Source organism: Aliivibrio sp. S3MY1 (assembly GCF_028765575.1).
In the GTDB taxonomy this organism is placed as follows: Bacteria; Pseudomonadota; Gammaproteobacteria; order Enterobacterales; family Vibrionaceae; genus Aliivibrio.
In genome coordinates this window covers 121,816-134,209 of sequence record NZ_JARACO010000001.1, presented here as the reverse complement: position 1 = coordinate 134,209, position 12,394 = coordinate 121,816, and the positions used below count along the sequence as shown (strand labels likewise).

Sequence of the window (12,394 nt, the reverse complement as noted above, 5' to 3'; positions counted from 1 at the left end):
TGGGTTTTAGGATGGACTCTAGCCCCCAAGGTTAATAATTAAAGGCTAGAAATATTAAATGGTTATTATCAACTAGGGTTCTCTTCTATAATTCTACAAGCTTTAGTCACCGCATCATCAATATTCTCTAATCTCCCTGCGCTAACTGGCCCTAAGACGTTTGAATATAAAGTAAACTTCTTATCAAAAGGTAAGTCTAATTGGTCGTACAGTTTCTGTCTAATTTCAGCGCATTGGTTAGGTTCTGCATTTGTTAAGCTGGTTAGAGTGTCATAGATGAGTGATGTTGTATCCATTGATTTATCTCCGTATTGATGACCTATTATTATCGCTAGTATAGGAATGATATTTACAGATACCCATCACACAATGATTATTTTTTGCCCGAAATAACCGGTTAAAACTAAGGCTATATGGTGAGTTTTACTTGACCACTATAACTTGGACCTTCAATATTGTGAGTCTTTCTCGTTTTGATATATCAGTTTCAGGTATATTTACATAGTAATAAATTGTGTAATTACAATGTTATGTGAAATAGAGGTTCTTAGGCAGAATGAAATGTTTTATAGTTCTTGCAAACTGTATTGTTAATTAAAGAGGATTAAATATGAGATATTTATTATTGTGCCTGTCTTTTGTGATTTTTGGGTGCAGCAATCAAGCAGATCTAAAAGCTGATTTACAACAATCAGTTTCTGAAGCAACCCAAGAAAATGAGCCAGTATTCTCTGCCGGGTATGCGGATTTAAACGGTGATGGTTTAGAGGATGCTGTGGTTTTTCTTAAAGGAATGCAATGGTGTGGCTCTGGTGGTTGCACACTTATGATTTTCGAAAATCTGGGTGATAGCTATAAATTAGTCTCTAAATCATCAGTAACGAATACTCCAATTAGTGTGGCTAAAACCGAAACCAATGGGTGGAAAGATGTCATCGTGTGGTCGCGTGGTTCAGGGTTTGTTCTAATGAAGTTTAACGGTCAACAATATCCTCATAATCCGTCTTTAGAAGCTGTCGTTAGTGAGCCACAAATGTTAGAGGCACGTCTGGTTTTAGAGTGATAATTAACAAAGTTATAATTAGGCTTTACAATCTTAGGTAATTCCTTTAGCTTAAGGATAATTATTTTTTCTAGAGTGTGTAAGTTATGTCTACAGGCATCAAAAAACATCAAGCAGCGTTACTGACTGCTTCTAAGCATCATGCTTATGCACTTGTCTCTGTCGTCGTTGTCATTAACTGATACTGACGATTTTGTTATTCGTCAGTTAGGCTGGCGGATAACTAAGACCCTTTCTTTATCATCTTCTAGCCAAATTGATACCCTGTTTCATTTTATAAAAGGTATGTCGTTTGAACAGAAGAGATCTCGCCGCTATCGGCTTTATGACATTTGCACTCTTTCTTGGTGCAGGTAACTTAATCTATCCACCCTTGATGGCACAGCAAGCGGGTGAGCATTGGCTTATCGCGATTGGTGGCTTTCTATTAACTGCTGTTGGTCTTCCGGCGATTACTTTGGTCGTGTTAGGCCGTTTATCTTCTGCAGATAAGCTGACATCAGCCTTACCAAAGTGGATGGACCGTTCATTCTGGTTCTTGGTATTAACCACATTGGGTCCTGCGTTTGTATTGCCTCGTGCTGTTACTGTTGCTTATGAAATGGGCATTAAGCCTTTCTATTCAGGTAATGGGTTAATGGTATTCTCTGCTTTATTCTGTGCTCTGACGTTATGGTTAGCATTAAAACCGGGTAAATTAGTGGATTATATTGGTAAAATCATGACACCAGCGTTAATTGGCATGCTAACTATATTGGTGGTTGCTGCATTATTAAATCCATTAGGTTCTCCAAGCCAAGCGATTGAGATTTATGAGCAAGCGCCTGCGGTAAATGGGTTAATTCAAGGTTATATGACATTGGATGCCATCGCAGCGGTAGCCTTTGGTTGGGTGATTATCCAAACTATTCGTAGCAAAGGCGTTGAGAGCAAAAAAGCCATTTCTTACTACACGTTACGCATTGCCGTTATTTACTCTGTATTAATGTCATTATGTTACTTAGCAATGGGCTATTTAGGTTCAACCTCGTCTGAGATTGCACCAAGTGCGAGTAATGGTGGTGAGATCTTAACGCGTTATGCAGCAGGGGAGTTTGGGGTATTAGGTCAGCTTCTATTGGCCGCCATTACCTTAATGGCGTGTTTAACGACTACGATCGGCTTAACCAATGCGAACTCTGAGTACTACAAAAATACTTACGGCATCACATTTAAAGTGAGTGCTACCGTTATTATGGTATTAACGGCGATCATTTCAAACGTAGGGTTAGAGACGATTATAGAGGTCAGTTTGCCTGCCATTCTGATCTTATGTCCTATTGCTATTGCGCTTATCATTGCGATGATCTTGATGCCAGAGAAAACAAGCATAGACAAGCCTACGATTTCAATGAGCCACACCACGGTAGTATGTATCGCCGCTCTGTTTGGTACGATTGATGCGTTGCATATTTTGGATAAATTACCAGAGGGCATGAACGCGTTTTGTGAGCAATGGTTGCCGTTGTATGCTTCCCATACTTCTTGGTTGCTTCCTGTATTTATTACTATCTTTGTTAATAAAGCCTTCAGTAGAGCAATGCCAAAGCGTGTGGTGATAAATAATTAGTCCCTATAAATAGACCTTGTTGGAAAAATAAAATGCCAGTCAGATTAACTGACTGGCATTAGTTAGGTATAAGGTTGTTCTATAGTTTATAGTACTTTATTAACAGTATTGTTTACTATATCTATAGACTGAGTGATCTCATGACCTAATGCTGAAGGATACCAAACTTCAACCCAAATTTTATCAACATGGTTAGGGAGCATTACCGTCGTTTTAAGCTCTGTTTTATCATTCATTGGCGTCAAAATAAATTGGGATGTGTAATCTACAGTCCCTTCATTGAACTCACTGTAGAGAGACATAAACCCTCGATCACTTTGAGAATTTGCAACAGAAAGGGTGATAGAAACTTCTCGTTCTGTCGCAAAATTAAAGCCTTCAGGTATCGATAATTCACTTGTTCTTATCCCGTCTTTAGTATCAGGTGTTGCGCTTGAGGATGGAGCCGTAGAGCCTGGGGAAGAAGAACCAGATCCAGAATCACTACAAGCAGTGATAACAACTAGGGCAGCAATGCTCAGTAATAAATTAATTCTTTTCATAAATCCTCCGTGTTAGTCAGCAGTTGACCAAGTTTCACTAGCATTAGGGTTTAGGTACCAAGTTGGTTTATCAATACCTCCTGAGGTTGCCCATTCTGCAAAATCGGGATAAGCATCACCAACATCAATATACTCTGAAGGATGATTCCAAGGTGATGAAATCAAGATACCCCACGGTAGATTACCTGTTGTACGGTAATATTTACTAATGGCAGGATCTGAATCATCCTGAGCGATACCGTAGAAACTACTGACCAGAGTTCCTCGTGTAGTTGGAGGAAAGCCTGCGGTATGAATTTCTAGATCTTTACCAGGTGCGGTAGAGAAACTATTACCATGATACAGTCCATAGCCAGCGGCAAAGATGAATGGATCTGCACCATTTAATGGTAATAATGAACTAACGCTTGGCTCACTACCATCATTGAAAGGCAGAGAGATACTAAAGGTCATTTGTTCAGATTCTAATGAAGCACTACAATATGGATTGGTGCGGTGAAATTTACACTCTTCATTAATGATGATGTCATCACGTAAATTTAGTGATGCTACAACAATGAGATCTCCGCCTGGAGAAGCGATACTTTTATCCTCACCTGTAAACGGTGAAATATTCGCTCGAGTGACGCCATTTTTTTCTAAGCGAGCTAATGGAAGATTAATATCAGATTCGGAGAAACCATTCAGTTTCCAACCTAATCCATTACCATAAGAAGCACCGTATGCCATTATAGTACCAGTAAGATCAAATCGTAGAACTTGGTCGTCTTTACTTACAATGGTAGTACGGTAGTAAGCAACTACGTCATTTAAGTCGAAATCACCAATTTCAGGCCAATTATCCTCAAAGGCTGCGGTGTAATAGCCGGAATGCTGAATTGTTGTTCCTGGATCTGTTACGTTAAATACATAATCTTCGACTTCCCCATCACCAACATAACCAGAGCTTGGTATGTTAGGGTTAGTAGATAAACGGAAACGAGTCTGTACTGAGCCAACGATAGCACTATCACTCACTCTAATCGGTACAACTTGTAAGCCATTAACTACTGGATGGTTGGTTAATATTTGTTCTCCTGCATCAAAAGAACCACTCATATCCCAGTCAGCCCAAGCTTGTAAATAACCACTACCTGTAACAGTTACATTAATTAGAGAATCAAGTCCTTTTTCCAAACTAGTTAAAATGGTAATACCGTCATCATCATTACCATTAACATCAAGATCATCACCATTTGATGCAATACCTGGTTGACCATCGGTATCAGCATCAATACTGCTGCCTAGATATACGTTACTGGTCATAGCATGTTCAGCCCCATTATTTGATTTAAGTGTGTTGTAGCTATCAGGAGCATCACCAAAATCAGATTCATCAGAACTACCAATCGGTGGAACAAAATCATCAATATCCCAGTTACCATCAAAAGCAGAGAAAATTGGGTTTGGTAAAGGGCTGTTATTCGCGGTAACGGTCTCAAACTGAAGTGTTACAATAGACGTATTTTTATAAGTAAATTTTACTGCGCCTGATGTGTCAGTTTCATTGTAGTTTGTACCTGGACCTGTGAATAAAACAGAGAGTCCATCAGGGCTTTCTTCTGCTGTGAGGCTGGCTCCTAGAGAACCTGTTTGGTAGCTATAGAAACCTTCGTTTTTGTATACACGGACTTGCTCTGATTGAACGGGCTCACCATCTATATCGTAGCCAATCATTTCAAACTCAGGAATAGTGTAGGGGATTGAAAATGTGCCAGATAGCCCATCGGTCCCATCGTAAAATTCAAAAGTATAAATAAGACCCGCAGGGCCTGGTGAGTTAGTTTGATAAAGGAAACCTATATCGCCACTAGGTTGTGTTGCTCCTTCCTTATAATTTGGAGTGTGATATAAAAAGGTTGCGTCACCAATGATTCGACTACTTATTTTAGCATCAATAGTTTTACCATTGTGGATACCGACATTGAGAAAATGCATTACAGGACCATCGAACGAGGGGCCGAAGCTGTTAGTTAGATTGGTGGATTCTATATGATTAGAAAAATCCAAATCTACAGTGGTTGCGTAGATGGGCGCGCTTGCTAAAGTAAACGCGATAAGAGAAAAAAGCTGTTTATATTTCATAATAAGCCTCTACGTTTATTTGAATGAGGAAATACCCTCAAAACAATGAATAGATACATTGACTTGAAATTATTCGGTAAATAAAAACAACTAGAATTTGTTACTAAGCAAGCTCAACTGACTTTATAGTAAAGCAATGCTACGGATAGTATTTTTTAATTCATTAAACATACCGTTTTCTTCAAGTTAATATCATCACGCAATATGTATGCCGAAAAGTGTTTAATAGGTCAGATTGAGTCTGTAAATAAATAAAATATAATATTATCAGTTGTTTGTGGGCTTTAAGGTTTTGAGGGAGTGTATTGTTTATTTACAATGATAAACAATAAATAGACGATAATTTCATAATAGGAATCAATTTGCTAAGTGAAATGCAATTTAGAAATGCAATTATTTAGCTTGATGAACTTTAAAACGAATATAAATTTAATTGACTAAATTTGATTTAAGTAATGCTTCACCATTATACATAGCATCTTTAGTACTGATATCTAGAGTACGTTTTCCTGCAAATCTAAGCGGTTCTTTGATTGCAACATCATGAGCAAAGATAACCAATTTAGCATTTTTAATATCCAGCGGGGTAATGCGGTTATTAATGCCATCTGCCCCTTGAGTTTCGACCTTTATTTTAATGCCTAATCGTTGTGCGGCTTTTTCTAAACTCTTGGCTGCAAGGAAGGTATGAGCAACTCCTGATGGACAGGCTGTCACTGCTAAAACATCAGCCTCACCTTCATTTTTTACAGCAGTTAAGATAAGTTCACGGATCTCTTTATCCTCATCTTCTACGGCATTTTTCTTTAATGAAATAACAATCAGTGCGGTGGTTAATGCACCCAGTAGCGTACCAACCACATAACCAAACTTCCCATCAACAACGGGTAATACAATCCAGCCGCCCCATGGTGCATGATTTAATACGTTAAACAAAAATCCAGTTACGTTACCAACAATACCACCGGCCACGATAGCTGGGATAACACGAGCAGGATCGGCCGCTGCAAATGGAATTGCGCCCTCAGTAATGCCAATCATTCCCATAATCCCTGCGGCTTTGCCTGCTTCACGCTCTTCACGTTTGAATTTTTTAGGGGATAGAAAGGTCGCTAACGCCATGCCTAATGGTGGGGTACAAATCGCAATACCGACACCGCCCATTAACCAAGGTTGCGTATTCACTTGAGTTTGAGCAAATAGGGTAGCGACTTTATTGATTGGCCCTCCCATATCAAAGGCCGCCATTGCGCCAAGAATTGCGCCTAAAACCACTTTTCCTGAACCCGCCATACTTGCAAGCCATTCATTTAGCAGCGTCATGGTATTAGCGATTGGTGCGCCAATTACCCACATAACCGCAGCGCAAGTGATGAAGGTGCCGATAAGCGGGTAGATAAAAATAGAACCGAGGGACATCATGCTTTCTGGCAGCTTAATTTGCTTTAATGTACGAACGACAAACCCTGCAAAAAAACCAATGATGATTGCCCCTAAAAATCCAGTATTGTATTGCTGAACAGCGATCCAAGATCCAATCATTCCTGGAGCTAATCCCGGTTTATCAGCAATGGAATAAGCGATGTAGCCACCAAGCACCACGGTAAATAAGGTTAATCCAGCAATGCCCATTTGTGCGATATCAGCCAAAATCCCTTTTGTGGGTACGGCGCCATGGCCTGAGATCATGACAGATAAAGAGAGTAAAACTCCACCGGCAACAATAAAGGGGATCATGTGTGAGGTGCCAAAGAGTAAGTGTTCTTTAGCACGACCTAAGCCGCGAGAGAGTTCACTTTTTTCAGCTTGTGGTTCAGCTATGGTTGTTGAAGTCAGTGCTTCTTCTGGTTGAATTGAATCAGTAAACAAGGCTAAAGCTTCTTCTTTGCTTTGCGCGGCTTTTAACTTGTCGGTAAAGCCATCTTCAATTAATCGAATGGATATTTGCGATAATACTTCGATGTGTTGATTGTCGTCACCATCTGTCGATGCAAGCATAAAAAAGACATCAGACGGAAGCCCATCCTCAGCACCATAATCAATACCTGTGCGGCTAATACCAATAGCGACAGAGGGCGTAATGACAGCAGTACTTTTGGCGTGAGGGATAGCAATACCGTCTTCAAAACCTGTATTTCCAATCTCTTCTCGCGCCCAAACATCAGATGTAAATTGTTGTTTATTCGATAGTTTTCCAGCATCGTTTAATATGTTAACCATCTCTTCAAGAATGCTTTCTTTAGACGTTGATTTTAGGTCTAAACAGATAACATTAGTGTCAATAAGAGAGGTGATGTTCATAACGATTCCATTTTTTATCGATAATTTGTTGGCATGTTAGTGGATCTTTGGATTTTAATAACTGGATAAAAAAGGCATTTACTGGATTATTGTACCCTCTGCGATAAAGTGTGAGTTTGCTCCTTATTAATTGATGCTAAAGCACTTTATGATTAATGAGAGAGAAATAGCCAATGTATTGTTATTCAAATTAGTATCTTGTGAATACATTGAGTTATGTGAATTTTTACCAGTTAAGAGTAAATCATGAAAATTGTGGCAGTAACAGCGTGTCCAACCGGAATTGCACACACCTACATGGCAGCTGATGTACTTAAAAAGGCGGCTGCGAAATTGGGCGTGTCAATCAAAGTGGAAACTCAAGGCGCAATGGGTGTTGAAGAAGTACTCACACCTGTGGATATTGTGAATGCAGATCTTGTTATCATTGCATCAGATATCGAAATTGAAAATAAGAGTCGTTTTTTAGGCATTAATACTAAGCAATACAGTATTGAATCTATACTGACAGATGTAGACACTATTTTGAGAAAACACCTTTCATAATGATGTCGACAATTATCGACTATCGCATTACCTTCTTTGTCAAAGAGCAAGGCTTACCACCTCAAGTGGCGAGCCAACTCACTCGGCTTGCTAAAAAGTTTCAAAGCCTTGTATATATCGATAATATTACTCAAAACCTCAGTAGCGATGCCGAAAGTCCATTGGGTTTGCTAAAAATAGGGTTAAGAGCGGGAGATTTTTGCCAATTAGTGACGGTAGGAATAGATGCTGAGTGGGCTAACTTTGTTCTGACTGACTTACTTGCTTCTACCTTTGATTTTGTTGCCTCAGATAAACTGTGTGATTTCTCAGAAACGATTGTTAATACCCGCCCGCAATTAACCCCTAATTGCAAAGTTGATTTCCATTATGTAAAAGCGCAAGCCACCTTATCTAAATTTGAGATTTTAAAAGGCCTGTCGCAGCTCATTTACCCACAAGAGTCTGATGAATTGTTGCTGTCTTTGATAAAGCGAGAAGAGCGCTCATCAACGGCAATGGCAAAACAAATCGCCTTACCTCATGTTATTTCTCCTTATGTTGAAAAACCGACTATTGCAATTATTCGTAGTGATTACTCGGTGGATTGGGCATCAAAAATGGGAGAGGTAAACTTAATTATTGCCTTAGTTCTGCCTGAAAAACCAAGCAAGCCTATGATTATGGCCGCGACCTATTTAACTCGTAATATGCTGTCTGAAGAGTTTAGCCAACGTTTGGTCAATACAAGACAACCAAAAGGGTTGCAGGCGTTGATTCTATACGCCATGTGTCAGTTGTTATAAGTAAAAAAGCTGACTTAACAACAGTGCTAAGTCAGCGTATTTCTATCTTTAGAGCTAACCGTTAGTTATACGCTCTTGCCACTTTCCCGCTAGATTTTAATGTGTATTGGTGCGCGTAAGCTGGAACAAAAATAGAATGCCCTTTAGGTACGTTAACCGTTTCCCCCGTTGAGTGATTCAATGTCATGTCACCATCAATCGCAAACAAGATCTCTGCGCTGTGTGTTTCTAATGGCAGATCATCAGCAGGTGCAAATACTGAGAATTTAAAATCGCTCACAGGGATAGGGTAATTCATCCCTCCATTAATAATGTTAGGTTGCATAATCAAGGAGTCTGCTGGAATGCTTACAAACTCTGTACAATCCATAAGCTCATCAATATCCATGAATTTTGGGGTTAACCCTGCGCGCAATACATTGTCTGAGTTCGCCATTATCTCTAGCCCAGTCCCATTAATGTAAGCATGAGGCGTACACGCATTTAAGTACATGGCTTCACCCGGCTGCAGAGTAATGACATTAAGAATTAATGGGGTAAATAAGCCAATGTCATTTGGGTACTGAATTGATAAATCATCAATTAAAGCAAATAGTTCACTCTGTTTATTATTGTTGGCGAAGTGACCTAGCTCAGTTAATGCTAATTCTTTTGCGGTATCAGTTAATGAAAGAATCGCTTTAAAGAAACATTTTAAGCCTTGTGAGTTTGGTTGTTGTTCAAAACGTGTGATGATTTCTTCAAGAGAAGGCAGATCCATCTGGTTAAATAGGTTGATGATCTCTTGGTATTCTCTAAAGCCATTCATCGCTTTGTAAGGTGTTAAGGCGTATACCAATTCTGGTTTATGATTATTGTCTTTATAATTACGATTAAAGGCATTAAGCGCAACGCCTGATTGTTCTTCTTTATCGTAGCCTGCCATCGCTTGTTGTTTATTAGGATGAACCTGAATAGAGAGTGCTTTTTCTGCTGCTAATACTTTGAATAAGTAAGGTAACTCACCAAAGTGATCTGCCGTTAGTGAAGATAAGTAAGCGGTTTGATCTTGATTGATCAGCTCAGACAATAAGGTTGGTTGCCCATTAATGGTAACGGTAGAGCAGCCATTTGGGTGAGTGCCCATCCATAATTCTGCTTGTGGCTTGTCGCTAGTGTTTTTTATATCAAATAAGGTTTCGATAGAGGTGAAACTTCCCCATGCATAATCTTGAATTACATTGGTCATAGGGTAAAAAAATTGTTGAGTTGATTTATTCATAATGCACTCGATGTTATCAATAAGAGTTTCTCCAGTGTGTTTCAAATCTTGTGTTACTGAATCAAGAGAGAAAGCACTGGAGAGAGGGAAGGTTAGGCTGCCGCTACAGAAAACGATTTAGCTTGGCGCGCTTTTTTAATAGAAACACAAACCAATGCGGTTACGATTGCGCCCGCAGCCATACAAGCCAGTGCTAATAGTGGTTTATTCATGGCACCTAATAGGGCGACAACAGGACCGCCGTGAGCAACGCTGTTTGTAATGCCAAATGAGAACGCCATTACAGCGGCAACCATAGAGCCAAGGATGTTGGCAGGGATAACAGAGATCGGATCTTGTGCTGCAAATGGAATCGCACCTTCAGAAATACCCACTAGACCCATGGCACCAGAGGCTTTACCTGCTTCAATCTCAGACTCTTCAAAGATATTGAACTTGCGACCAATAACCGTTGCTAGTGACATACCCAGTGGTGCAACTGGAATGGCACACGCCATCGCCCCCATGAATTGAGTTTGACCACTCGCAATCATGCCGACAGAGAATAGGAAAGCGACTTTATTGAATGGGCCACCCATATCAAAGCCTGCCATGCCACCTAGAACGATACCAAGTAGAACCACGTTACCTGTGCTCATGTTGGTTAGGAGTACGTTTAGTGAATCCATCAAATCAGCAATCGGTGCACCAATAACAAAAATGAATAATGACGCGATGAATAATGAGCCGGTAATAGGTGCAATTACGATAGGCACAAGAGGCTGAATGAACTTGTGGTAGTTGATGTTGGCAATAAACTTAACAAAGTAACCAACAAGTAAACCCGCAATGATAGCGCCAATAAAACCAGTACCGGCTTCAGCACCATAGAAAGAACCGTTATTTGCAATCCAACCACCAATTAGGCCCGGTGCAAGTGCAGGGCGATCAGCAATTGCGTACGCAATGTAACCTGCAAGAATTGGGATCATTAAGGTAAAGGCAACAACACCAACATCGAGTACTTTGTTCCATAAACTACCCGGAGGGATAGCCATACCGCTTTCTGTCGGTTGACCACCCAGAGCAAGTGCCAGTGCGATTAATAAACCGCCAGTGACAACAAATGGGATCATGTGTGATACGCCATTCATTAGGTAACGATAAATATCTGAGCGTGCTTGAGAAGCGCTGCCTTTGTTATCTGAGCTTGATTTAGTTGTATCAGCAACAAAAGGAGGTTGTGTAAGAGATTGAGTAATTAAGCCTTTTGCATCTTTAATCGGTGCTTTAACGTTGGTTTGGATTAGTTTTTTACCGGCGAAGCGCGTCAGATCTACTTGCTTGTCACACGCGACAATAATGGCTTCCGCCTTGTCGATTTCTTCTGCGGTAGGGCTGTTTTTAACGCCAATAGAGCCGTTAGTTTCTACCTTGATGGTGTAGCCTAATTCTGCCGCGCCTTTTTCTAGTGCTTCAGAGGCTAAGTAGGTGTGAGCAATGCCAGCAGGACAGCCAGTGACACCAATTAAAAAGCCATTGGTTGCTTCACCAGTGTTGGTGTTTTCTGTTTTTTCAAGCAGTAGCGCTAACGCCATTTTTGGTGAGGTTGCGGCTAGGAATTTTTCAATAAATCCATCTTCAATAAGTTTACAAGAAAGTTCAGCCAGTACTTCAATGTGGTGATCTGCACCGTTTTCAGGAGAGGCGATCATAAAGAACAGTCGAGATGGTAGCCCATCTTCAGCGCCATATTCGATGCCTTGCTTGCTGACACCAATCATCACTGCAGGGGAGATAACTGCCGAGCTTTTTGCGTGAGGTAATGCAACGCCTTCTTCAAAGCCTGTATTTCCTAATTCTTCTCTTGCGTAGATATCATTAAGAAATTCCTGCTTGTCATTGATCCGACCTTGTTGCAGAAGATGCTCTGCCATTTCAGAAAAAACGTCGTCTTTGTTTTTTGCTGCAAGATCTAAGCAAATTAGCTGTTCGTTGATTAAGTCAGTAATCATAAGTTATTCCCATTTGGGTGGATGTCTTGTGTGGGAATAGTCTGATTCTGATGAGATAGATTGGTAAGTGTGCGAGAAATGCATTTACTGGATTTTTGTATCCTCTAAAGCCAAGTGTGATTCAGCTCTGATTTTTATAAAACCAAAAAGCTATAATGCACTAGTCAAA

The 12,394-nt window shown here is 40.1% G+C and carries 10 protein-coding genes; 4 read left to right on the top strand and 6 right to left on the bottom strand.

The annotated features are described in order from the left end of the window. Positions 1 to 68 precede the first annotated feature (68 nt). Positions 69 to 296, bottom strand: coding sequence for a PAS factor family protein (locus PVK62_RS00500; RefSeq protein ID WP_274442647.1), 228 nt, complete (start codon positions 294 to 296; stop codon positions 69 to 71). Between the two features lie 314 nt (positions 297 to 610). On the opposite strand from PVK62_RS00500, the gene PVK62_RS00495 reads away from it, so the two are divergent. Both PVK62_RS00495 and brnQ read left to right on the top strand, forming a co-directional pair. After that, on the top strand, positions 611 to 1,063 hold the full coding sequence (locus PVK62_RS00495) for a hypothetical protein (RefSeq protein WP_274442646.1): 453 nt from the start codon (positions 611 to 613) through the stop codon (positions 1,061 to 1,063). A gap of 292 nt (positions 1,064 to 1,355) precedes the next feature. Next, positions 1,356 to 2,672, top strand: coding sequence for a branched-chain amino acid transport system II carrier protein (gene brnQ, locus PVK62_RS00490; protein ID WP_274442645.1), 1,317 nt, complete (start codon positions 1,356 to 1,358; stop codon positions 2,670 to 2,672). An 86-nt stretch (positions 2,673 to 2,758) separates the two neighbouring features. Here the strand turns inward: brnQ and PVK62_RS00485 are convergent, their stop codons facing one another. From PVK62_RS00485 to PVK62_RS00475, 3 genes are all read right to left on the bottom strand, one after another. After that, positions 2,759 to 3,214: a hypothetical protein gene (locus tag PVK62_RS00485; protein ID WP_274442644.1), complete on the bottom strand. Its 456-nt coding sequence runs from the start codon at positions 3,212 to 3,214 to the stop codon at positions 2,759 to 2,761. 12 nt (positions 3,215 to 3,226) lie between these two features. Next, positions 3,227 to 5,338: an LruC domain-containing protein gene (locus PVK62_RS00480; protein ID WP_274442643.1), complete on the bottom strand. Its 2,112-nt coding sequence runs from the start codon at positions 5,336 to 5,338 to the stop codon at positions 3,227 to 3,229. A gap of 429 nt (positions 5,339 to 5,767) precedes the next feature. Beyond that, the gene (locus tag PVK62_RS00475; protein ID WP_274442642.1) at positions 5,768 to 7,639 is read right to left on the bottom strand and encodes a fructose-specific PTS transporter subunit EIIC; all 1,872 of its coding nucleotides are present in this window, start codon (positions 7,637 to 7,639) and stop codon (positions 5,768 to 5,770) included. Between the two features lie 246 nt (positions 7,640 to 7,885). Here PVK62_RS00475 and PVK62_RS00470 point away from each other — a divergent pair, with 246 nt between their 5' ends. Both PVK62_RS00470 and PVK62_RS00465 read left to right on the top strand, forming a co-directional pair. Next, complete coding sequence (locus PVK62_RS00470) at positions 7,886 to 8,185, top strand: PTS fructose transporter subunit IIB (protein WP_122031986.1); 300 nt, start codon at positions 7,886 to 7,888, stop codon at positions 8,183 to 8,185. Continuing rightward, a complete protein-coding gene (locus tag PVK62_RS00465; protein ID WP_274442641.1) occupies positions 8,185 to 8,970 on the top strand; it encodes a PTS sugar transporter subunit IIA in 786 nt (261 codons plus the stop codon). The genes PVK62_RS00470 and PVK62_RS00465 overlap by 1 nt, the downstream gene beginning before the upstream one ends. A 61-nt stretch (positions 8,971 to 9,031) precedes the next feature. On the opposite strand, the gene manA is transcribed toward PVK62_RS00465, so the two are convergent. Together manA and PVK62_RS00455 are read right to left on the bottom strand one after the other, a co-directional pair. Beyond that, positions 9,032 to 10,231: a mannose-6-phosphate isomerase, class I gene (gene manA / locus PVK62_RS00460; RefSeq protein WP_274442640.1), complete on the bottom strand. Its 1,200-nt coding sequence runs from the start codon at positions 10,229 to 10,231 to the stop codon at positions 9,032 to 9,034. A gap of 92 nt (positions 10,232 to 10,323) precedes the next feature. Then, complete coding sequence (locus PVK62_RS00455) at positions 10,324 to 12,225, bottom strand: PTS fructose transporter subunit IIABC (protein WP_274442639.1); 1,902 nt, start codon at positions 12,223 to 12,225, stop codon at positions 10,324 to 10,326. Between the last annotated feature and the right edge of the window lie 169 nt (positions 12,226 to 12,394).

What these genes read in the sequence shown, in the direction of transcription:
- PVK62_RS00455 (WP_274442639.1), bottom strand. Translation starts at nt 12,225, where the DNA reads ATGATTACTGACTTAATCAACGAACAGCTAATTTGCTTAGATCTTGCA.
- PVK62_RS00495 (WP_274442646.1), top strand. Translation starts at nt 611, where the DNA reads ATGAGATATTTATTATTGTGCCTGTCTTTTGTGATTTTTGGGTGCAGC.
- manA (WP_274442640.1), bottom strand. Translation starts at nt 10,231, where the DNA reads ATGAATAAATCAACTCAACAATTTTTTTACCCTATGACCAATGTAATT.
- PVK62_RS00480 (WP_274442643.1), bottom strand. Translation starts at nt 5,338, where the DNA reads ATGAAATATAAACAGCTTTTTTCTCTTATCGCGTTTACTTTAGCAAGC.
- PVK62_RS00470 (WP_122031986.1), top strand. Translation starts at nt 7,886, where the DNA reads ATGAAAATTGTGGCAGTAACAGCGTGTCCAACCGGAATTGCACACACC.
- PVK62_RS00475 (WP_274442642.1), bottom strand. Translation starts at nt 7,639, where the DNA reads ATGAACATCACCTCTCTTATTGACACTAATGTTATCTGTTTAGACCTA.
- PVK62_RS00465 (WP_274442641.1), top strand. Translation starts at nt 8,185, where the DNA reads ATGATGTCGACAATTATCGACTATCGCATTACCTTCTTTGTCAAAGAG.
- PVK62_RS00500 (WP_274442647.1), bottom strand. Translation starts at nt 296, where the DNA reads ATGGATACAACATCACTCATCTATGACACTCTAACCAGCTTAACAAAT.
- PVK62_RS00485 (WP_274442644.1), bottom strand. Translation starts at nt 3,214, where the DNA reads ATGAAAAGAATTAATTTATTACTGAGCATTGCTGCCCTAGTTGTTATC.